Consider the following 21398-nt stretch of genomic DNA (forward strand, 5'->3'; position numbering starts at 1 on the left):
TAACGCAGTAAAAAGGGTAGAATCGAGCGGTTAAATTATAGCTTGTTGGACTGTTTTTCCGACATTGAGGACAATATGAAATTTGAATTAGACACTACAGACGGTAAAGCGCGCCGCGGCCGCTTGATTTTTGACCGTGGTGTAATAGAAACTCCAGCATTTATGCCTGTAGGTACTTACGGTACTGTTAAAGGCATGACACCGGATGAAGTAAAAGCAACAGGCGCGCAAGTTTGTTTAGGTAATACGTTTCACCTAATGCTGCGCCCAGGCACTGAAATCATTAAGCAACACGGTGGTTTACATAAGTTTATGAATTGGGATTTCCCGATTCTAACTGACTCAGGTGGCTTCCAGGTGTTCAGCCTAGGTGCTATGCGTAAAATTACCGAAGAAGGCGTATTATTTAGCTCCCCAGTAAATGGCGAGAAAATTATGATGACGCCAGAATCATCAATGCAAGTACAGCGCGACTTGGGTTCAGATATCGTGATGATTTTTGACGAATGTACACCATACCCTGCTACCGAAAAAGAAGCTAAAGATTCAATGGAATTGTCACTTCGCTGGGCTAAACGCTCAAAAGAAGGCCATGGCGACAACCCATCTGCACTGTTTGGTATTATTCAAGGTGGTATGTACCCAGAGTTACGTGCACAATCGCAAGCCGGACTTGAAGAAATAGGCTTTGATGGCTATGCATTAGGTGGTTTATCGGTAGGTGAGCCGAAAAACGAAATGATCAATATTCTTGATCATTGCGCGTACAAAATGCCAGCAGACAAACCACGTTATTTAATGGGTGTAGGTAAGCCAGAAGACTTAGTTGAGTCGGTACGCCGTGGTATTGATATGTTTGACTGTGTTATGCCAACCCGTAACGCTCGTAATGGTCATTTATTTATAACCACAGGTGTGGTTAAAATACGTAACGCAGTACATAAAACAGATACTGGCCCGCTTGACCCTGAGTGTGATTGCCATACCTGTGGAAACTACTCACGTGCCTATTTACATCACCTTGATAAATGTAACGAAATTTTAGGCGCACGATTAAATACTATTCATAACTTACGTTATTATCAACGTGTTATGGAAGGCTTACGTAACGCAATTAGCGCAGGTAAGTTAGATGAGTTCGTTCAGAATTTTTATGCTCGCCGTGGCCAAGACGTGCCAGAGCTTGCAGATATAACAAATTAAATTTTAAAAATTAAAGAGGAAGTATCATGAGTTTATTTATTTCGAATGCCCACGCAAGTACTGGTTCTGCATCTGCCGGTGGCGGAATGGAAATGCTAATAATGTTAGCTATTTTCGGTTTGGTTTTTTACTTTTTGATTTATCGCCCGCAAGCTAAGCGTGTTAAAGAGCATAAAAGCTTAATGAGCGCGATGGCTAAAGGTGATGAAGTACTTACCCAAGGCGGTTTAGTGGGTAAAATAGTAAAAATTGCAGATGATAAAGATTTTGTTGTTATCTCATTAAACGAGCAAGCAGAAGTAACAGTACAAAAATCAGCCGTAACTGCGGTATTGCCAAAAGGCACAATGAAGTCGCTATAAAAATAATAAGGACGACCCCGTGTTAAACAAGTTTCCACTTTGGAAGTATTTACTTGTTTTAGCTGTGGTAGCCGTTGGCCTTTTATACGCCTCTCCAAACTTGTATGGTCGCGATCCGGCTATACAAGTTTCTGGCGCTAAAGGTGCTGATGTTGATCTCAGTGTAATAGACAAAGTAAACGCAACCCTCAAAAAACATAACGTTAGTGTTAAATCAACGAAACTCGAAGATGGGCAAATACTCGTTCGCTTTAGAAACGTTGAAGAGCAGCTAAAAGCGCAAGATTTATTGCGTAACTCTCTTAGCGATGATTACATTTCTGCTATAAACATGGCTCCAGCGCAACCAGCTTGGTTAAAAGCGGTTGGCGGCAACCCAATGAAGCTAGGCCTAGACTTAAGTGGTGGTGTGCATTTCACCATGGAAATTGACATGGCGACAGCCGTTGATAACCAGCTTGAGCAAATGGAAGAAGACTTTCGTAGCGACCTACGTGAAGAAAAACTTCGTTATCGCAGTGTTCGCCGTGTAGCGGGCTCTGATCGTATGCGTGTAGAAATGCGCAGCGAAGAAGATAAAGACGCTGCAGAGCGCTTCTTAAAGACGCAGTATCCATTAAATGTATACATAGATGATAGCAGTAACGATAACGCATTTTATGCGACTATGAGTGAGCAAAAACTCAAAGAAATTCGTGATTACGCTATCAAGCAAAACGAAACGATTATTCGTAACCGTATTAACCAAATTGGTGTTGCTGAGCCAAACGTACAGCGCCAAGGTGCTGAGCGAATTATTGTGCAACTACCCGGCATTCAAGATACTGCTCGTGCTAAAGAGATTTTAGGCGCAACGGCCACACTTGAGTTTCGCGAAGTAGAAGAAAACGCCGATATTAGCGCTGCTGCTCAAGGTCGTATCCCACCGGGTACTGAAATGATCATGAGCCGTGACGGTTACCCTGTGGTACTTAAAAAACGTATTATTCTTGAAGGTAGCCATATTACTGGCGCGCAATCAGGTAGCGATGAATACCAACGCCCGCAAGTAAGTATTACGCTAGATAGCAAAGGTGGGGCAAAAATGAATGCCTTTACCAAGCGAGCTATTGGTAAGCGCATGGCCACGGTATTTATTGAATACAAACCATCAGGTAAAAAAGATGCCGACGGTAAAGCGCTTCCGCCTATTAAGGTTGAAGAAGTTATTAACGTAGCAACTATTCAAGCACGCCTTGATCGCTCGTTCCGTATTACCGGTATTGATAACCCAGCAGAAGCACATAACTTAAGCTTATTACTACGTGCTGGTGCACTTGTAGCGCCAATTCAAATAGTTGAAGAGCGCACCGTAGGGCCAAGCTTAGGGCAAGAAAACATTGAAGCAGGTATGACCGCGGTAGCACTTGGTTTTGCATTCGTACTTGCATTTATGCTTATTTACTACAAAGGCTTTGGCATGGTTGCTAACCTTGCGCTTGCTGCTAACTTAGTACTTATTATTGGTGTTATGTCGTTAATTCCAGGCGCAACGCTTACTCTGCCAGGTATTGCCGGTATTGTACTAACCGTAGGTATGGCGGTTGATGCCAACGTACTTATTTTTGAACGTATTCGTGAAGAGCTGGCCGATGGCCGTAGCCCTCAACAAGCCGTTCATTTTGGTTATGACAGTGCATTTAGCACTATTTTTGATGCTAATATCACCACCTTAATTGCTGCCGTTATTTTGTTTGCTGTTGGCACTGGCCCAATTGCAGGCTTTGCGGTTACGTTAGCAATTGGTATTTTAACGTCAATGTTTACAGCTATTGTTGGTACGCGCGCGATTATCAACTTATTTATCGGCGGTAAACGTGTTGATAAACTTTCAATTTAAGGAGTAGCCATGCAAATTTTAAAATTGGGTAGCAAAACCCTACGTTTCATGTCTCTTCGTAAAGTGGCAATGGGTTTTTCAACGTTATTAATTTTAGCGTCATTTATAGCGATTTTTACTAAAGGCTTAAACTTTGGTTTAGACTTTACCGGTGGTACTGCCGTTGAAGTTGGCTTTTCGCAACCTGCAGATCTTAAAAAGGTGCGTGATGTACTTGCCGAAAATGGTTTTGCAGATGCATCGGTACAATTGTTTGGTTCAAGCCAAGAAATTTTAGTTCGTTTAGCGCCGCGCGGCGATGACGTAAAAGCTGAAGTTATTGGTAACCAAGTTATTGCTGCACTAAAGCTAGCAGACGAAAGCGTAGTAATGCGCCGTATTGAGTTTGTTGGCCCAAGCGTAGGTGAAGATTTAAAAGAGCAGGGTGGCCTGGCCATGTTAACTGCACTTATTTGTATCTTGATTTATGTAGCGTTTCGCTTTGAATGGCGTTTTGCAGTAGGCGCTGTAAGTGGCTTAATTCACGATGTTATTATTACCGTAGGCTTATTTTCGGTATTAGGTTTAGAGTTCGATTTAACCATATTAGCGGCTATATTAGCGGTAATAGGTTACTCACTAAACGATACCATTGTAGTATCTGACCGTATTCGTGAAAACTTTCGCAAAGTGCGTATTGATGACACGATAGAAATTATCGATATGTCTTTAACACAAACGCTTAATCGTACCTTAGTAACGTCAATTACCACTATTTTAGTATTAATTGCCTTGTTTATTTGGGGCGGTCAAACCATTCATGGCTTTGCTACAGCATTGTTATTTGGTGTGTTTATTGGTACTTATTCATCTATTTACGTTGCCAGCTCAGTTGCTATTGCACTTGGCGTCAGTAAAGAAGATTTAATACCAGAAGTGATTGAAAAAGAAGGTGCTGATCTAGACGCTATGCCGTAATAGATTTGTGAGCCGATATTAACCGCCCATCTGGGCGGTTTTTTATTGTCTGCACTAAAGCCAAGTATTCAATACATTAACTACCACTGCTTTACTCTTAAATAAAACGATGCCATTTTATTTGTGGTATTAACACTTATCATACTGAAGCTGCGCTAAAGGATAAAAAGCGAGATACAAAGTTAATTGTTTCACTAAGCAGTTTAATCGTCATAAATAATTTTTTGCAGACAACAAAAAAGGAGCCTAAGCTCCTTTTTTAAACCATGCAGTTTTTATTAACGAAGTAATGACTCAGTTAATACAGGGCGAATTTCGCGAATTATTGCTTGAGTTAGCTTAGGTGCGCCACAGATAATGTTACCACTATTGTTATAGTTTACGCCGCCAGCAAAATCTACAACCATGCCGCCTGCTTCTTTTACTAATAGCTCGCCTGCAGCAGTATCCCAAGGTTTTAAACCAATTTCGAAAAAGCCATCAACGCGTCCAGCAGCAACATAAGCCATGTCTAGCGCAGCAGAGCCCGCACGACGGATATCAGCTGTATGTATGAATAAAGCTTTAAACGCTTCTGTGTATGCATCTAGGTGTTGTTTTTGCTTGAAAGGGAAGCCAGTAGCTAAGATTGAACCGCCTAAATCAACTGTTTTAGAAACGCGTAAACGTTTGCTATTAAGTTGTGCGCCTTGACCACGAGAGGCAGTGAAAAGCTCACCACGAATTGGATCATAAATAACGGCTTGGTCTAAACGACCTTTTACTTTAAGTGCGATAGAAACCGCAAAATGAGGAATACCCTTGATGAAGTTAGTTGTGCCATCAAGCGGGTCAACAATCCATTGGTAATCTGCATCCTTACCTTTATGCTCGCCTAATTCTTCACCAACAATGCAGTGATCAGGGTAAGAGCGTAAAATGGTGTCGCGAATTATAGCTTCAGCTTCTTTATCAATGTTAGTCACTAAATCGTTAGTGCCTTTTTGTTGAACTTCAACTTTTGATAAATCTTCACTTGCACGAAGTATAATTTTGCCTGCGTTACGCGCAGCGCGAACCGCAATGTTTAACATTGGATGCATGGTATTACCTTTGGGTTGTAAAAGAACGTTTATATATTTTAGCTGGCGTATTTTAGCGACTTTTGCCATAAAGTAAACAACAAAGCCTAAATACTTTTGTTTGTTTTTTGTACTTACTTGATGTGCAGGGCATTTTATACAAATTCAGCATTGATGAATCTGCAAAGCACTTTTTAAATGTGTTCTAGTGCTTTAAAAATTTAGCATGTTTTTTACTCTTTAACCTGGGCCCAAGTTAAAAGCTATGAACATGCTTTTATAGGTAGTTCATCACATTGGAGTACCACTTTTACCACCAAGTTGGGTTTTTAATTGGTTAGCAAAGCTAATAAATTTTTCTTTAATGGTGCGCTTAATCTTTATTTCTACCGAGCCCATAATAGCCTTTCCCTCAATATGGATGGTCGGGCCTTGATGCTTGTTAAGTGCCACTGTTTTATTTTCAACACTACTAATAATGCTAAACATTTTTGATACTACATTAACGTGTTCTGGTACGTATATTTCATCACTGCCAAAAATACAGTTAACATGAATCGTTATCTCTTGGTGGGTAAAAATAGCATCGGTAAAATCAAGTACTACCGAGCCCATAAAGTTAGTCAGGTAAATATTTTTAGGCACAATCCACTGGCCACTTCTTTCATTGGAGCCTAAAATACTGCGTAATGTAAAGTCACTCTGGCTAAATTGCTGAGCGCTGTAATTGGGTGAAAATTGCGAATGTTTTTGGGCATTATATTGCTGATCAGTATTAAGGGTTAAATCCTCAACTAAGCTAACAAGGACTTCATTATTATTTGTAGCCATTGCCTCATCTAAACGCCTTTCAAATGCTTCTACAGAAATAACTCCGTGGCTGTAATTATAAATTAGTTGATCAATCACTTCTTCACGCACTTGCTCTTGCGGGCGGTCTGTTATTTTTACGCTCATTAGGGTATTCCTTTTATTTTACTATTGTCACTATATAAGCAAAGCATATACCAAAAATATTATTGTTATTAATCAGCTTGTTATGTTTTTAGCCTATTTGTGACTTTGTTATATTAACGATCCATTAACCAAAATGGTAATTATCTAGTTATTTTCACTACTGAGAACTTTTTACCGATAAGTCGGTAAAAAAGTGATGTATACAAAGTAAAGTTATTTTATATCCCGCCTTAAGTTCATGATTTTACTTGTTTATTAAAGTTGGCCTAAAGCTGGCATTAATTAAAGTGTCTTTAATCAAAAGGAGAAAGATTATGAAAACATTTAACAAATCTATCATTGCGGCGTTAGTTTTAGGTACTACGGCTATGGGTGCTCAAGCGAGCAGCTGGGAAAATGAAAGTAAAGATGCTTGGATTGATGGTAAGGCTGAAACAGTACTTCTTATGAACACTAACCTCAATAACTTTGACATCAACACTGATGTAAAAAATGGCAAAGTTATACTAACAGGTAAAGTTAATAGCGAACTCGACAAAGAGTTAGCAGAAGAACTTGTACTGAGTTTAGATGGTGTAACCGATGTTGATAACCAGCTTACTGTTGTGAAAAACATGAACAGTAAAAGCCATGACAACATGAAAGATGATGATGGTAGCGGCTTAACCGACGCTAAAATTACCACAGTCATCACAACGCGTTATTTATTTAACTCAGAAGTTGGTGGTACAAACATTGATGTAGATACTGACAACGGTGTAGTTACTCTTACCGGTACAGTGAACTCAGATGCTGAAAAACAGCTTGCAGTAAAAATTGCTAAAAATGCAGAAGATGTTCGCGATGTAGTAGATAAACTAACGATAGTTGCAAAGTAACATAGTATTTATAAAACCCAGCTCTGCTGGGTTTTTGCTTATAAGCTTTTTAGTTTATAAATAAGGAGAATATTTATGGATATTATACGTATTATTTTTTCAATCTTACTGCCACCACTGGGAGTATTTTTACAGGTGGGTTTAGGCTTACATTTTTGGATAAATATTTTACTTACGTTGTTTGGTTACTTCCCTGGAGTAATACATGCAATATACATTATCGCAAAAAAATAATTCATTTCTGTTTGTCGCGTAATATAAGCTGTGAGTTGCTTGTTTAAAGCTCAATTTGTAAATTACGCGATATACAGCCTTCCATTTCACTTTTACTTAGCTGCCAGTATTAACCCTAAATTCTGCAAATTTTAATATTACACCCATAAAAAGATTACTATTTAAGCAGTTAGACCATTGATTGTTAAAATAAAGACTTTTGCTAGTGACAAGCCCCTAAAAACTTTTTATACTGCACCCCGCTTTAGTCGCTATGTGACTAAACGCTTCTTAAAAAATTAACTGTTTACAGTTATACAAAAAGTTGGCCCCTTAGCTCAGTTGGTTAGAGCACACGACTCATAATCGTTAGGTCCCCAGTTCGAGTCTGGGAGGGGCCACCACTTTTACAAGCTTCCCAAGTAAATACAAATATCTACTAACCGAAATTACCCTTTGATACTTCTCACAATAACAAAAAACTTAACTTATTAGAGCAACTAATTGTGAATAAAAAATTGTATGTATTAAAAGATTAGCCTTACATCAAAGATGTTTCGTTCTATAAAGCTTTGATGCTTGTATTACCCTGTTTTACAGGGGGGGTCTTTATTAATAATACAAAATAGATAATTTACCAATGGGAAAAAAGAGAACAGACTGCTTTTAAATATGAGGCTTACTCTGAATTTGAATCACTTGCGAATAACTACTTAAGTGACATACTGGGTAGAGATGATTAAGGCTTTATATGACACCAGAAGAACTAGAGCAGCAGGCTATAACTTTTGCAAAAAGCAATAGATGTCAACAACAACCGAAAAGTGATCCACTCCACCATTTGAATATTGATCCACTATTTATTAAGGTTTTCCATTAACCCTGCTTGTTTCTTTTCTTTAATTCTATAACTTTCCCCCTTAATTTGAACAATGTGTGAGTGGTGTAAAATTCTATCTAACATAGCTGATGTTAACGCTGTATCATTCGCAAAAATGCTTCCCCATTGTCCAAATGGGAGATTACTTGTGAGTATTATCGCTCCTTTTTCATAACGCTTTGCAATGACGTCAAACAATAACTTGGATTCTTGAGCACTAAACGGTAAATAACCTATTTCATCAATGATTAGTAGCCTGGGTGCCAGCACTGACCGCTGCATCACTTGTTTATACTTATCTTGTCGTTGGGCGGTGGTTAATTGCAATATTAAATCAGATGCGCTAATAAAGCGGGTTTTCAAGCCTGCTTGCACTGCCTTGTAACCTAGCGCACTGGCAATATGTGTTTTGCCTACACCAGATGGCCCGAGCAGAACGATGTTTTCTTTTCGTTCAATAAACGAGAGTGTGGCAAGCTCGTTAACCTGTTTTTTGGGCACACCAGTGGCGAACGTAAAATCAAATTCCTCGAGCGATTTTAATGACGGAAACCCAGCCATACGTGTAAACATAACCTGTTTACGTTGATGCCGGTGCTTCTGCTCGCTTTGCAGTATGCGCTCTAGAAACTGTAAATAATCCCATTCTTCTTTTGCTGCTTGCTGCGCTAGCGCTGTCGCGTTCGTTTCAACACCAGCGAGTTGAAGCTCCTCTGTTAGCTCATGCAAACGTGCTAATTGTAAGTTCATAAAGCCTCCGAAAACTGCGCGTAAATGTTTAAATCATGATGTAACGGTTGAGTCTCGAAGGACATATCAAATAAAGGCATGCTCACTTCTGCCGGCTGTGGTGGTGCAACAGGTTGGAGCGGGGGTAAAGATTGAAGGTATGTCTGCTCTTCTTTTAATCTATCTGCGGGTTTTACTTTTATTGTGTCGTGAATACGCTGGTTAGCCACTGTGTTCAACCAGTTAATGACTTCAACATTGGCAGTTTCAACGTCCAAAGTAAGTTCAAGGGCAGATAATTTAGTGGCCAATGGCTGATAAAAGTTATCGCGCACATAGCGTACCATTCGCTCTACTTTGCCTTTTGTTTGCGGGCGGTAGGGCTTACATAGCTTTGGAATGAACCCCATTTCTTTACTAAATTGGTAAAAATGCTGATTAAAGCGGTGTTTACCCTCACCGTAAGCATCACGCTCTATAACAACGGTTTTCATGTTGTCATACCACACTTGCTGTGGAATGCCTTGGAAATACTCAAAGGCTTGGCGATGACATGCTTCGAGCGTTTCATAGCGCATGTTGTCAGTAATCGCGACAAACAATGCACGGCTATAGCCTAAAACAGCGACAAAGGCATGCAGAGGTGATTTCCCACCTCGCATTTGGCCCCAATCAACTTGCATTTGTTTACCTGCTTCTGTTTCAAAGCGAATAATGGGTTGGGGTTCAACGCTCCCTCGATATTGATGCAGGTATTGACGTAGTAACGATATTTCTCCGGTATAGCCTTGCTCTTTAATTTCCCTGAGTAAAACAACGGCTGATAAGTGTATTGGAGCAGCTTTAGCTAACCGAGAATGCAAATATGGTTTAAAGGCCTCTAATTTTGAAATACCCGTTTTACGAGTAGCATAATGCGGCTCGTCAAAATCACCTTGAAGGTATTTTTTAACGGTGTTACGCGATATGCCTAACTGTTTAGCAATGGCTCGTTGAGACATGCCTTGCATGGCTAAGACTTTTATTTTCATGAACTCTTCTTTTGAAATCATGGTGCTTACCGAAAAGCACCAGTGTTAAGTTAACTGGATCAGATTTCAATTGTTGAAGTGGATCATTTTTGCATTGCTGGTAACAATAGAACACGTATAGCTCGCAAACTAACAGATAAAAACGAGTTCCCTTCAGACATAAGGCCTGTTTCTGTTTTTATGTCAGGTTCACCAGGTGCAGGTAAAACTGAGACATCAAAAGCTTTTTTAGAAGAAATTGGAGCTGATAATGTACTAAGGCTTGATCCTGATGAGCTAAGAGAGCTTATACCTGGTTATTCAGGTGATAACTCGTATTTATTTCATCGCGCAGTTTCTTTTATCGTAGAGCGGACACTTGACCATGCGTTTAAAAACAAGCAGTCTTTTTTGTTAGATGGAACTTTGGCAAGCTATGATGTTGCAAAAAAGAATATTGAACGCTCTATTCGCAAGGGAAGGCAGGTACTTATTTTGTTTGTATATCAGAAGCCAGAACTCGCTTGGGAGTTCGTTGAGGCAAGAGAAAAGCTAGAAGGGCGTAGAATTCTACCAAATATCTTCATTGATCAGTTCTTTGCCTCTCAGGAGGTTATAAGGGAGCTTAAGTTAAATTTTGGTAGTCAAATACAAGTTGATTTATTAGTTAAAAATAACAAAGGTAAAACTCGTTTTTATCACGGTAATGTTCAGGCTATAGAGCATCATTTAGATGAAAAATTCACTAGAGAAGATCTGGAGAGCCTGATAGAATCACCATCCAGCTCAAAAAACGAGCTTTAGGAGAGTTTATGTTTTCAAATTTAATTAAGCCAAAGCCAACGCAAAACTCTAAGCTTTCAGACTTTGTGTTAGATTCTAGCTCAAGCGAGAAGAAGCGAGTTTATAGCCAAGTTATTGAGCGAGCTATTTCTTCCCAGGTTCAAGTCGTAAATAAAGCTTCAGCTATCCAAAGATAATTAGTAAAAAGTCCCAACAAGGGACTTTTTACTGTTTAGAAATCTATGTCATTTTAGTAGCATTAAGAAAACAGGAGTGACATATGATTCATCCCTGCGGCATTACTTCGTTCTGAACACTGGGTTTTCTCGGCAGTATTCGATAAATTAATTTTTGCGGTAGATCTCATGTTCAATATCGTAAATATTAACGCTTAAGCTGTCTGATGCTCTGCAATAGGTTTTTAAACACTCAAGTAGTTGCTCACTTAACATTTGTTTTTGCTCAATAGAACGCCCTGCCAAAATGTGTACCGCGATATGTATAAACCCCGACCTGCCTGCGCCCAGTAGATATTGCTGATAGGAAATAGCGCGTGTTTTTATGGTTTCTAAATCAAATAGATTACTTTGGAAAGCGGCGTTGTGAATTTTTTCTACAAGTACTTGTGGTAATACAGGGAGGTCTTCTGAGTGTTCAATAATAATGTGCGGCATTTAGGCGTTCCTATTATGAGTTACTACATGTGTGAACCTTATTATACCAAATACCAGGTTACTCGCTAACCCCTGGGCGAGTGAATTTTATAGCTAAAAAAAATTAAATCATGACACTGTAGCAATCAGGTAATCGTAATGAACAATTATGTTGCTCAGGGTAAATACTTTGCATCTATTCGCTTAATATCTATTTGCGGAGATTTATAAGAGGTATAAATTAACCAACCAGCGGTAGCAATATAAGTTAAGCCAGATGTTCTGCTAAATGAACGCTCAGGTAGGCGTATTATGTCGTGATGACTCGCTGAGGCAAAGTCATAGTAACTTAAGCGATAGTCGCCCTGCGCTACATTAAAGTAATACACGCGTGACAGTGCTTGTGTTTCGCCTTCTTGGTAGTACCATGATGTATGGTTAGATAAATTAATAGACGCAACGAGGAGTTGCGCATTTTCGCTACCAGGGGGCTTGATCCAGAGTTGCTTGGCGTCGGGGTTGGCAAATATAAGCGCACCTTGCTTATCTTCATAGGCATATAAGGTGGATTGTTTAATCACTTGTCCTAGGTTGTTTCCTTTTAAATCAAAACGAAATACATGCTCACCATCTGATACTAATACGTTGGTGCTATCATGCGACCAACTGGGTTTACCATGGCTACTAAAATTGGTTGTTAATGCGGTACTGGTTTGCGAGTTAAAATCATAAACGTAAAAGGCATGCTCGCCTCTTTTTGCTACTACAAACGCAATGTAGCGTCCGCTTGGAGACCAAATAGGGCTGTAAATATTCGTTTTTAACTGAGTTAATTGCTTGCGAGCGGTACCATCTTTATTTGCTACCCAAAGCTCTTTAGATCCAGATTCATTCGATACAAATGCTAACTTACCGCTGCGTTCATTATAATCAGGAAAGCGAGTATTAAAGTGCGTAGATAAAATGGGGAAGGGTGAACTTGCCACTGCGTTATTAGTTGCTACTCGCATTACTGCTGAATCAGTATTCCACTGATGAAAGTATAGGCTCCCATCTTGTGCATACTCAGGGTAGCTTAAGCCGTCTACGTGGGCGTTTGTTAGTGTTTTAGTGGTGAAATTATAAAAATAGCCTTGTCGTTTACTTTTTTTAATCCCTGAAAACACCAGTAAATCTTTTTTAGGGTGCCAATCAACACCTTTAATTTCAACAAACCCAGATGTTAACTGTTGGGCACTGCCGGTATTAATATCGACTAAAAATAGCTCTTCAAACCCGGATGGTAGATTACGCGATACAACGAGTTGCTTGCCATCGGGTGAATACACCACAGACTCATCATAAAACTGGCAATTATTAGGGCAAGGCACTTGTGTGATTGCATGCGGACTTGAGTGTAAATCGACTAAATTAAGCTGAGTTTGATTTACTTGGCTATTTTTATTGCCGCTAATAAATACTAATTGGCTATCTGTAGCGTTGATATCTAAATCGGTACTGAGGCGATTACCACATTCACCAAGGGTTACTTTTTTTGCGTTTGCGAGCGTATATTTTATAATTTTACAACTGCTGCCTGCTCCGCGTTGATAATAAAATAGCTGCTCACGGTCATGACTAAAAACGGCACGCCCTTCTATAAAAGGGGTGTCTGTTAAGGCAACGGCAGCTTGTTCTGGCATATATAGATCGCGTAAGTATAAATTAGCTTTGAAACCTGGGCGGCGCCAAGAATAAACTAAAAAATGATTATCGTTCGATATGGCAGGAAATAACTCACGGCCAGGGCTTGTTGTAATAGTTTCTATATGTTCATAAAGGCGGATATCTGCTACGTGTTGCTTGCTCGTTGGTGGCATTTTTAAAGAGTATAAATAGCTGCCACAGATAATAATGATTAATAAAACACTGAGGATAAAAGGGTAAAGGTACTTTGTTTTAGGTGTATTGTTATTTTTTTGAGCAGATTCATCAGCTGTAGTAAAGCGAGGAGGTTGTGCTAGGCGATAACCTGTTTTACGCAATGTTTCTATATAGGTATTACTAGGGTCGAGCTCTTTAAATGCTTTTCGTAAGTGCCAAATAGCATTAGTCAGGGCTTTTTCGCCCACAAATTGATTACCATCCCACACGTTATCAATTAATTCTTCGCGAGTAACGGCGTGTGGATAGCATTCGGTTAGAAAACAAAGTAGTTCAATAAATTTAGGTTGTAAAATACATTCATTGTCAGCATGGTTTAGCTTATTTTCAAATGGAGAAACGTGGCAGTTTCCTACTGAAAATGGCGACTTAGTTTTCATAAATAATGCATTCACACCTTAATATATTTACAGTTTGAAAAAGTAACTACAGATACAGCTAAAAGCAAAGTTGCACGATGAGTTGTGCGTTTATTAATTAACAGCTGTTTAATAATAAACACTTAAGTGAATGATTGCAAAGGAGTAGATGTTAAATAGATATAAAATAGGGATATAAACGAGATACCTTTCATTGTGTTTTCATTCACGATTGCATACAAACTATTTCTTATAAAATAATTAGTTAAGACGTTATCGATAACGCCGTTAAAAGCCTACCCAAAATAGATAATGCCTTAACTTGTGTAACAACAAATAGTAAGGGAATTGTGTGAGTAATATAGCAACTAAAAAGTGCACATTAGCATTAGCGATTACCGCTTGTTTATCAGGCCAAGCATTTGCAAATGACGCAGAAATTGAGCGTCAATCTATCGCTAAAAAAACGGATGTAGTAATTCAAGAAGCACCAGAAAAAATAACCGTAACGGGTTCGCGTTTAAAGCGTGATAGTTTTTCGGTAACAACCCCGCTGGTAACCATGGATAGAGCGTCGATTCAGGATACAGGTTTAGGCAATCTTTCAGATGTATTAATCGATAACATGCCTGCACTGAGCGAAAGTATTGGTAACACAACCAGCCAATCAAGTATTTCGGGGACCGGTTTATCAACGGTGCAGCTTCGCGACTTAGGCGCTAACAGAACGCTAACGCTTATTGATGGCCGCCGTGTGGTATCAAATAGTTATGGTGGTAACTATGTGAGTTTAAATACCATTCCAAGTGGCATGGTGGAGCGCGTTGAAATTATAAGTGGTGGTGCATCGGCCACTTATGGTGCCGATGCGGTAGCCGGTGTAGTGAATATTATTACCCAGTCAAAAAAAGAAGGCTTTGAATTTCAAGCCCGTGGCGGTGAAACAACAGATGGTGGCGGTCGCGAGTTTACGCTTGATTTAAACTACGGAACGTCATTTGCTGATGATCGCGGTTATGTATTTGTCAGCTCAAACTGGGATCGTGATTTTGGCATGACCTTTTACGACCGTGACCGCGCAAAAATAGAAGCGGCACATAGTTACGATGATGAGTTAATGTGTAATCAAATGTACACTGCTGATGGTTATCAGTGTATGAGTGGTATTACACAAGCTGATTGGGCAAACAAAAGCGATGGCACTTTAGGCGGTGTATTTTTAGAAAGCAGCCGAAACGACACTCAGTTTTGGTATGACGGGCAAACGCTGCGTGATGACTGGAAAGGTAATGAAGAAATTTATGGTATAAATTCGTCACAATACGTCATGCTTGATGTACCTAGTGATAACTTTTCGACCGCGATAAAAGTAGATTATGATGTAACAGACGACATTATGAGCTACTTCCAAATTCAATACAGCAAAAGTGGCTCGTTCAACGATAAGTCACCAGAAGATGAATACGAAGGGGCTTACGTACCTCGCTACGACCCAGTGACTGGCGACCCTATCGATGATATTGCGCCAGGTTACATTCCTATTGATAACCCATACGTGCCACAAGAAATTATTGACAGCAACCCATACAAAGACCGCATTTATTGGGATCGTCGTTTTGGTGAAGTAGGTAATATCAGCACCGATAACGACCGTACGACCATCCGCACTTGGGCAGGCCTACAGGGCATGATGTTTGATGATACATGGGATTGGGATATCTCTGCTGGATACGGGCAATTCAAACAACATCAAATCCGTAGTAACGAGTTAAATACGGTACGTGTCAATCAAGCACTGCAAGCTGAAAAGCTAGCCGATGGCACTATTCAATGTAAAGACGCCGAAGCGCGAGCGCAAGGATGTGTCCCGCTTAATTTATTTGGTGAAGGGTCTATTACCCCTGAAATGGCTGACTGGATCCGTACAAACCCAATTATTGATACTGAGATTCAGCAATATACGGTAATGGGTTATATCACCGGCGACCTATACGAATTACCAGCAGGTAATGTGTCTGCAGTATTTGGTGCAGAGTACCGTAAAGATTCGCAAAGCCTAGATATTAGCGATGATATGAAAGCCGGTGGCATTACCTTTAACGTAGTACCTTCGTTTCAAGGTGAGGTAGAAGTGTATGAAGCGTTTGCTGAGCTAGCAATACCCTTATTAAAAGATGCGCCACTGGCTAAAAGTTTATCAGCTGAAACCTCGTTGCGCTTAGCTAATTACAGTATGGAAAATATTAGTACCGTAGCTAGCTATAAGTTAGGTTTGTTATGGCAGCCGATTGAAGGCTATGTGGTGCGTGCTAACTATGCACGAGCACAACGTGCACCTACAATTACTGAGCTGATGTCACCACCTCAAGGCGATTTTGATTCGTACGATGATATTTGTGATGGATTAACGGCTACATCTACTAAGCCGGGACATGCTAATTGTCGTTTAGAGCCTACGTTAGCGCAAAAGTTAGCAGATGATCCTAACTTTGAGTTTGAAAGTGAAGATAATAACTACTCGCCAAATACGGGTAACCCAAACTTAAAAGAAGAAACAGCAGATACTTACACCTTTGGTATTACTGTTTCACCTGAGTTTTTAGATGGCTTTAACTTAGCGGTGGATTACTACGACATTGCCATTGTTGATGCGATTGATGAAATAAGTAACGAAAACATCATGCGTGAATGTTATAACTCAGAGGCTGCGTGGGGCAGTGATAACGAATACTGTAACGATATTACCCGTAACGACGAAGGTAACATTGTAAAAATACTACAGCGTGAATATAACTTAGATGAGTTAACAGCGCGCGGTTACGATGTCGTTGCAACTTACAAATATGACATAGGCAGCTATGGCAACTTGTCATTTAAGCTTGATTACAATCACATTATTGAAAACTCACAAACCTATGAAGGGTTAGATGGTAACAGTGTTACTTCACAGTATGCAGGTTATGGCCGTTCAAAAGATAAAGCCGCTATGTCGATTGTATGGAAAATGGATGACTTACGTATCCGCTGGCGTACGAATTACGTAGGCGCATTTAAAGCAAGCCAAGAAGATGAGAAAGACTACCTTGAGTATGTTGCTGCAAATGATGAGCGCTGTGCTGAGGGCGATGCAGGTTGTATTGCAAACCCAGAGCCACTTGCGTATCAAAATTACGGTTCATTTTTAAAGCATAGTTTATCAGCGTCTTACACTATGGCATTGACTGATAAGAGTGACTTACGTGTATTTGGCGGTATTAACAATGTATTTGACGACAAAGGGGCATTTTACCCAAGTGGTCGTGGTAACTTTTATAGTGGCTACGGCGGCGGTGCCGGTCGTTATGTTTATCTAGGTGCACAATATAGCTTTTAATAACCTTTAGCTGTATTTGTTTGCAAAGGCACTCCCTCGGGCGTGCCTTTTTTATTGTGTATCTTGCTGCGAAATACCCTTTAAACCATTACAGTATTGAGTTGGTGGATAAAATTTGTTTTATCGCGGTGAAAGCGTTTAGTATAAGGCGTAACTTAATTTTTAATATGAACGAAGGACTTGCTATGAAGTATCTCAAAATGGGTGGTTTAATTGTATGCTTAGCAGGGCTTGCAGGGTGTTCTGATGATGTTGCCTCAGTAAGTCTTGGGCTATTTACCACTAAAGATGTGGTGGTTAATTCACAGCAAGACCCGCTAGTGACCGGTGTAACCTGTCATATTAGCCATATTGAGGCGAATTTAGATTTTTCAGACCCATCAGATATGTCGATTGCCTGTCGTCAAACCGGGCCAATAACGCCAGACCAATTACAGTCTATCGACCGCAGTAAATCCGGTGAAGTCGTGTTTAAATCATCTAAGAGTATTTTGTTTAAGTCATTAAAAGTTCGCCGTATTTATGATGCTAAAACCCATACATTATTATATTTATCATACTCAACGAAAGAGTCTACGGGCAGTCATCATCATGCGCTCTCTACGGTGCCTTTATACAATACACAAGCATGGCAATGGGCGAAGGGGCAAGAGTAGTTTATGTTAACTCTATTTAAATCAAAGCCCTTATTGGCAGAACAAGAACAACAATGGCTGGTTGATACCTTTATATGGGCAGCAGAAAACTTTGATTTGGATTTTTTTACCAAACACAGCCAAGTTATTTTGCCAACGGTTGAGTTTTTTCCTGACTCGGTTTCAAGTATTGAGGAAATGGCCAGCAAAGTGTTTGCGCGTGTTAAGCAATACGCTGGTATGAATGAATGGCCAGTAACCTTGGTTGCACCGCAACAATTACAACCACAGGTGTTTCCACACTTTGAATTTAGTCAGCATTTACGTGGCGAAGAGTGTCATTTAATAGTACCAGCCAGTCATACTATTAATGTGTCGTTTAACCCTAATCAAATTAATCAACCGCAAGACTTAGTGGCGAGTTTTGCCGGTACACTTGCCACCATATTAATTCATCACGTAGGGGTGCTGCCCCCAGGTGGTAAAGAGTATTTACCGCAAGCCACTGATGCCTTGGCGTGTTTTTTAGGCTTTGGGGTAATGATGAGCAATACGGTATATCAGTTTAAGGGCGGCTGTGGCTCGTGTTATAACCCTTATGCAAATCGCGAAGCGTCGTTGAGCGAAACCCATACGGTATTTATGCATGCGTTAGTGAGTTACTTTAAAAATGATAAACGCTCTAAGCAGCATTTAAAGCCGCATTTGCGTGGCCAATTTAAAAAAGCGCAAAAAGAAATTAAAGCATTAGTCAATAACTCAGCTAACCCGCTGTTATTAGCGTATATGCCAAACTAAGCAGAGATATTGTGTGAATTACTTAGACGAATTTTTACTGATTGCCGTAGCGCACTTTTTTGCAGTAGCAAGCCCAGGGCCCGATTTTGCTGTGGTATTAAAGCAAAGTGTGCAGCAAGGTAGGCGCAATGCTCTTTGGACTAGTGCAGGTGTTGGTGCGGCTATTTTATTACACGTAGCTTATTGCGTGTTAGGTGTAGCACTTATTTTAATGCAGTCGCCCAAGGTGTTTATGGGGCTTAAATACTTGGCCGGTGCCTATTTAGCTTATTTGGGAGTGCAAGCACTGCGAGCAGCCAAACCGGGGGTAAATTTAAATGATGATATTGCCGACAAAATGGTGCCAGCAGAGCCCGTTTGGTTTGCCTTTCGGCGCGGTTTTTTAACCAATGCATTAAACCCTAAAGCCACCTTGTTTTTTATGTCGCTATTTACTTTAGTCATAAGCCCAACCACTCCTACAATAGTACAAGTAAGTTATGGCGTTTATATGGCACTGGCTACCTGGGCGTGGTTTTCAATGTTATCAATAGTGCTTTGTAAAACTAAGGTACGTGGCTTTTTCCAGCGCAGTGGTTATTGGTTTGATCGCTGCATTGGCGTTATTTTAATAGCTTTGGCTATTCGTGTTGTAATTTAAAACCAAGTTACATTATTTAATTTTAGGAGTAGGTATGTCGCTTTATAATTTTTCGTTTGGTTCTAACATGTCGTCTCACCGTTTACTGGCGCGCCTGCCTAATGCTAAGCGCATTGGTACAGCCGTATTACAAGGTTATGAGCTAACCTTTGATATGTATTTTAAAGATGGCTCAGGTAAGTGCAGTATTAGCCCAAGTGATGCAGAGGATGCGTTAGTTTATGGGGTTGTTTATCAAATAAGTGATGCCGAAAAAGTCATTTTAGATGGTATAGAAGGTGCAGGTTACGACTGCGTAAATATAACCGTAAAGCTTTTAAGCGGCGAAGACGTTAACGCTCATTGCTATATTGCCAATACCCACGATAGTGAAGCGCTACCCTACGACTGGTATATTAAACACGTTCATCGCGGCGCGCTTGAAGCTGGCGTTCCAAAAGCATACAGTGATGCAATATTAAACCGCGCGCAAAAAAGCGACAGCAACCTAGAACGTGCTGAAATTGAATTTGCAGTACATCAAAAATAATCATAATAAAAAAGGATAACAATGAAGTTAATTAAGTTTGCCACAATTGCTTTATTAGCAGGGGCTACGTTTAGTACCTGGGCACAAGTAGATACCAATAAAATAGAGCAGGTAATTAAAACCTCCATGGCACGTTTTGATGTGCCAGGAATGGCTGTTGCTATTGTTGAAAACGACAAAGTGATATTTGCTAAAGGTTTTGGTGTAACCCATATAAACACCGGCAATAAGGTTAATAAAGACACCTTGTTTGGCATTGCATCTAACACCAAAGCATTTACCAGTGCGGCGCTGGCTAAGTTGGTTGATGAAGGTAAGTTGAGCTGGGACGATAAAGTGATTGATCACCTGCCAGAATTTCAACTATACGATGCATACGTAACCCGCGAAATGCGTATTCGCGATCTGCTAAGCCATCGCAGTGGGTTGGGGCTTGGGCAAGGCGACTTAATGATTTGGCCAAGTACCGACAAGTCGGTTGATGATATTTTAGCCGGCTTAAAATACTTAAAACCGGCCAGCAGCTTTCGCAGCCAATATGCGTATAACAACTTAATGTTTGTTACCGCAGGGGAAGTGGTAGCACGCGTATCTGGGATGAGTTGGAACGATTATATCGAAAAAAACATGTTACAACCGCTAAATATGACTCACTCGCGAGCGGGGTTTTCGCGCATTCCAAGTAGCAATAAAAACTGGGCAACGGGGCATATTCCGATGGATAACCAACTCCATCCATTTTTTGTTAACTACCTAGAAGATTTTAGAGGCGCTGGGGCAATAGCCTCAAGTGCCAGCGATATGAGCCAATGGCTACGTACGCAACTTGCTGGTGGCACAATGCCAAATGGCGAGCAGTTATTTAGCGAAAAACAACAAGCGCAAATGTGGCATCCACATATAACGGCTATGGCGTCTAAAAGCGCGTTTGAGGCGTATCATCAGCAATTTAGAGGTTACGGGCTAGGCTGGAGTATTGAGGACTACCACGGCTTTAAAAAGCTTGGTCACGGTGGCGGTATTTTAGGCATGGTGTCGCAGGTTACATTACTGCCTGAGAAAAAACTCGGTATTGTTATTTTAAGTAATCAGCAAGCATTTGGTGCGCTAGCGGCAGTAACCCACGAAGTGCTTGAAGATGCGCTTGAGCTTGAAGATAAAGATTGGGTTGAAGACTTAGCTAAAAAGCATTTTGAAAGCAAAGAGAAAGCATACGCTAACGCAAAGCCTGCAGCGCCAGCTGATTATCAACCGCAACTACCTAATATTAATTACACTGGTACATTGCACGATAATTGGTACGGCGATGTAATTATTGAGCAGCTTGATGGCAAATTACATATTGATTTTACGCATACCAAGGGCTTAAAAGGCTCACTTGAGCATTACACTGGCAATACTTTTATTGTTAAGTGGGATGAAAAGCTACTTGAGGCTGATGCGTTTATTAATTTTAATATGAATACAGAAAATAGAGTGAGTAGCGCTAAAATGCGTGCAGTTTCAACGCAAGTAACCGACTTTAGTTTTGACTTTAGAAATTTAAAACTAACAGCAAAATAACTGTTTTTGCTAT

Annotated in this window: 20 protein-coding genes and 1 tRNA gene; 15 read left to right on the forward strand and 6 right to left on the reverse strand. The window is 40.2% G+C overall.

Annotated features, from left to right (window positions below; genetic code table 11):
- Window positions 1–75 precede the first annotated feature (75 nt).
- Genes tgt through secF form a run of 4 tightly spaced genes read left to right on the forward strand, consistent with a single transcriptional unit; the run spans window position 76 to window position 4401 of the window.
- Entirely contained in the window at window positions 76–1203 is a 1128-nt protein-coding gene (gene tgt / locus PNIG_RS01690) for a tRNA guanosine(34) transglycosylase Tgt (RefSeq protein ID WP_089367646.1), read from the forward strand.
- Between the two features lie 26 nt (window positions 1204–1229).
- A complete protein-coding gene (gene yajC / locus PNIG_RS01695; protein ID WP_011327033.1) occupies window positions 1230–1565 on the forward strand; it encodes a preprotein translocase subunit YajC in 336 nt (111 codons plus the stop codon).
- Window positions 1566–1584: 19 nt separating this feature from the next.
- Entirely contained in the window at window positions 1585–3444 is a 1860-nt protein-coding gene (gene secD, locus PNIG_RS01700; protein ID WP_011327034.1) for a protein translocase subunit SecD, read from the forward strand.
- A 9-nt stretch (window positions 3445–3453) separates the two neighbouring features.
- The gene (gene secF / locus PNIG_RS01705; protein WP_089367647.1) at window positions 3454–4401 is read left to right on the forward strand and encodes a protein translocase subunit SecF; all 948 of its coding nucleotides are present in this window, start codon (window positions 3454–3456) and stop codon (window positions 4399–4401) included.
- A 278-nt stretch (window positions 4402–4679) separates the two neighbouring features.
- Here secF and suhB read toward each other — a convergent pair whose 3' ends face one another.
- Window positions 4680–5483 (reverse strand): inositol-1-monophosphatase, encoded by an 804-nt coding sequence (gene suhB, locus PNIG_RS01710; RefSeq protein WP_011327036.1) that lies wholly within the window; start codon window positions 5481–5483, stop codon window positions 4680–4682.
- Between the two features lie 270 nt (window positions 5484–5753).
- Window positions 5754–6419: a LiaF domain-containing protein gene (locus PNIG_RS01715; protein WP_011327037.1), complete on the reverse strand. Its 666-nt coding sequence runs from the start codon at window positions 6417–6419 to the stop codon at window positions 5754–5756.
- 314 nt (window positions 6420–6733) lie between these two features.
- Here PNIG_RS01715 and PNIG_RS01720 point away from each other — a divergent pair, with 314 nt between their 5' ends.
- The 3 genes from PNIG_RS01720 to PNIG_RS01730 all read left to right on the forward strand — a co-directional run bounded on the left by PNIG_RS01720 (window position 6734) and on the right by PNIG_RS01730 (window position 7914).
- Window positions 6734–7297 carry a BON domain-containing protein gene (locus PNIG_RS01720; RefSeq protein ID WP_011327038.1) on the forward strand — a complete coding sequence of 188 codons (564 nt, stop codon included), beginning with the start codon at window positions 6734–6736 and terminating at the stop codon, window positions 7295–7297.
- A gap of 75 nt (window positions 7298–7372) precedes the next feature.
- Window positions 7373–7531 (forward strand): YqaE/Pmp3 family membrane protein, encoded by a 159-nt coding sequence (locus PNIG_RS01725; protein WP_011327039.1) that lies wholly within the window; start codon window positions 7373–7375, stop codon window positions 7529–7531.
- A 306-nt stretch (window positions 7532–7837) separates the two neighbouring features.
- Window positions 7838–7914: transfer RNA gene (locus PNIG_RS01730), tRNA-Ile, on the forward strand.
- A gap of 452 nt (window positions 7915–8366) precedes the next feature.
- On the opposite strand, the gene istB is transcribed toward PNIG_RS01730, so the two are convergent.
- Both istB and istA read right to left on the reverse strand, forming a co-directional pair.
- Entirely contained in the window at window positions 8367–9140 is a 774-nt protein-coding gene (istB, locus tag PNIG_RS01735) for an IS21-like element helper ATPase IstB (protein ID WP_089367648.1), read from the reverse strand.
- Window positions 9137–10171 carry an IS21 family transposase gene (gene istA / locus PNIG_RS01740; RefSeq protein ID WP_089367649.1) on the reverse strand — a complete coding sequence of 345 codons (1035 nt, stop codon included), beginning with the start codon at window positions 10169–10171 and terminating at the stop codon, window positions 9137–9139. Before istA ends, istB begins: the two co-directional genes overlap by 4 nt.
- Window positions 10172–10228: 57 nt before the next feature.
- On the opposite strand from istA, the gene PNIG_RS01745 reads away from it, so the two are divergent.
- Complete coding sequence (locus PNIG_RS01745) at window positions 10229–10933, forward strand: zeta toxin family protein (RefSeq protein ID WP_255319064.1); 705 nt, start codon at window positions 10229–10231, stop codon at window positions 10931–10933.
- An 8-nt stretch (window positions 10934–10941) separates the two neighbouring features.
- Window positions 10942–11109, forward strand: coding sequence for a hypothetical protein (locus tag PNIG_RS19995; protein WP_011327041.1), 168 nt, complete (start codon window positions 10942–10944; stop codon window positions 11107–11109).
- 147 nt (window positions 11110–11256) lie between these two features.
- On the opposite strand, the gene PNIG_RS01750 is transcribed toward PNIG_RS19995, so the two are convergent.
- Window positions 11257–11586: a 5-carboxymethyl-2-hydroxymuconate Delta-isomerase gene (locus tag PNIG_RS01750; RefSeq protein WP_058372437.1), complete on the reverse strand. Its 330-nt coding sequence runs from the start codon at window positions 11584–11586 to the stop codon at window positions 11257–11259.
- A gap of 155 nt (window positions 11587–11741) precedes the next feature.
- Window positions 11742–13868, reverse strand: a complete 2127-nt coding sequence (locus tag PNIG_RS01755) for a winged helix-turn-helix domain-containing protein (RefSeq protein ID WP_089367651.1) — start codon at window positions 13866–13868, stop codon at window positions 11742–11744.
- Between the two features lie 331 nt (window positions 13869–14199).
- On the opposite strand from PNIG_RS01755, the gene PNIG_RS01760 reads away from it, so the two are divergent.
- The 6 genes from PNIG_RS01760 to PNIG_RS01785 all read left to right on the forward strand — a co-directional run bounded on the left by PNIG_RS01760 (window position 14200) and on the right by PNIG_RS01785 (window position 21385).
- On the forward strand, window positions 14200–17220 hold the full coding sequence (locus tag PNIG_RS01760) for a TonB-dependent receptor domain-containing protein (RefSeq protein ID WP_089367652.1): 3021 nt from the start codon (window positions 14200–14202) through the stop codon (window positions 17218–17220).
- A 185-nt stretch (window positions 17221–17405) separates the two neighbouring features.
- Window positions 17406–17876 (forward strand): CreA family protein, encoded by a 471-nt coding sequence (locus tag PNIG_RS01765; protein WP_013465976.1) that lies wholly within the window; start codon window positions 17406–17408, stop codon window positions 17874–17876.
- 3 nt (window positions 17877–17879) lie between these two features.
- Window positions 17880–18653 carry a hypothetical protein gene (locus PNIG_RS01770; protein ID WP_089367653.1) on the forward strand — a complete coding sequence of 258 codons (774 nt, stop codon included), beginning with the start codon at window positions 17880–17882 and terminating at the stop codon, window positions 18651–18653.
- 13 nt (window positions 18654–18666) lie between these two features.
- Window positions 18667–19293 carry a LysE family translocator gene (locus PNIG_RS01775; RefSeq protein ID WP_089367654.1) on the forward strand — a complete coding sequence of 209 codons (627 nt, stop codon included), beginning with the start codon at window positions 18667–18669 and terminating at the stop codon, window positions 19291–19293.
- Between the two features lie 34 nt (window positions 19294–19327).
- Window positions 19328–19822 carry a gamma-glutamylcyclotransferase family protein gene (locus PNIG_RS01780; protein WP_011327047.1) on the forward strand — a complete coding sequence of 165 codons (495 nt, stop codon included), beginning with the start codon at window positions 19328–19330 and terminating at the stop codon, window positions 19820–19822.
- 21 nt (window positions 19823–19843) lie between these two features.
- Window positions 19844–21385 carry a serine hydrolase gene (locus PNIG_RS01785; protein WP_086995902.1) on the forward strand — a complete coding sequence of 514 codons (1542 nt, stop codon included), beginning with the start codon at window positions 19844–19846 and terminating at the stop codon, window positions 21383–21385.
- The last annotated feature ends 13 nt before the right edge of the window (window positions 21386–21398 follow it).

It is taken from the genome of Pseudoalteromonas nigrifaciens (assembly GCF_002221505.1).
Taxonomy (GTDB): domain Bacteria; phylum Pseudomonadota; class Gammaproteobacteria; order Enterobacterales; family Alteromonadaceae; genus Pseudoalteromonas; species Pseudoalteromonas nigrifaciens.

What these genes read in the sequence shown, in the direction of transcription:
- tgt (WP_089367646.1), top strand. Translation starts at nt 76, where the DNA reads ATGAAATTTGAATTAGACACTACAGACGGTAAAGCGCGCCGCGGCCGC.
- yajC (WP_011327033.1), top strand. Translation starts at nt 1,230, where the DNA reads ATGAGTTTATTTATTTCGAATGCCCACGCAAGTACTGGTTCTGCATCT.
- secF (WP_089367647.1), top strand. Translation starts at nt 3,454, where the DNA reads ATGCAAATTTTAAAATTGGGTAGCAAAACCCTACGTTTCATGTCTCTT.
- suhB (WP_011327036.1), bottom strand. Translation starts at nt 5,483, where the DNA reads ATGCATCCAATGTTAAACATTGCGGTTCGCGCTGCGCGTAACGCAGGC.
- PNIG_RS01715 (WP_011327037.1), bottom strand. Translation starts at nt 6,419, where the DNA reads ATGAGCGTAAAAATAACAGACCGCCCGCAAGAGCAAGTGCGTGAAGAA.
- PNIG_RS01720 (WP_011327038.1), top strand. Translation starts at nt 6,734, where the DNA reads ATGAAAACATTTAACAAATCTATCATTGCGGCGTTAGTTTTAGGTACT.
- PNIG_RS01725 (WP_011327039.1), top strand. Translation starts at nt 7,373, where the DNA reads ATGGATATTATACGTATTATTTTTTCAATCTTACTGCCACCACTGGGA.
- istB (WP_089367648.1), bottom strand. Translation starts at nt 9,140, where the DNA reads ATGAACTTACAATTAGCACGTTTGCATGAGCTAACAGAGGAGCTTCAA.
- istA (WP_089367649.1), bottom strand. Translation starts at nt 10,171, where the DNA reads ATGATTTCAAAAGAAGAGTTCATGAAAATAAAAGTCTTAGCCATGCAA.
- PNIG_RS19995 (WP_011327041.1), top strand. Translation starts at nt 10,942, where the DNA reads ATGTTTTCAAATTTAATTAAGCCAAAGCCAACGCAAAACTCTAAGCTT.
- PNIG_RS01750 (WP_058372437.1), bottom strand. Translation starts at nt 11,586, where the DNA reads ATGCCGCACATTATTATTGAACACTCAGAAGACCTCCCTGTATTACCA.
- PNIG_RS01755 (WP_089367651.1), bottom strand. Translation starts at nt 13,868, where the DNA reads ATGAAAACTAAGTCGCCATTTTCAGTAGGAAACTGCCACGTTTCTCCA.
- PNIG_RS01765 (WP_013465976.1), top strand. Translation starts at nt 17,406, where the DNA reads ATGAAGTATCTCAAAATGGGTGGTTTAATTGTATGCTTAGCAGGGCTT.
- PNIG_RS01770 (WP_089367653.1), top strand. Translation starts at nt 17,880, where the DNA reads ATGTTAACTCTATTTAAATCAAAGCCCTTATTGGCAGAACAAGAACAA.
- PNIG_RS01780 (WP_011327047.1), top strand. Translation starts at nt 19,328, where the DNA reads ATGTCGCTTTATAATTTTTCGTTTGGTTCTAACATGTCGTCTCACCGT.
- PNIG_RS01785 (WP_086995902.1), top strand. Translation starts at nt 19,844, where the DNA reads ATGAAGTTAATTAAGTTTGCCACAATTGCTTTATTAGCAGGGGCTACG.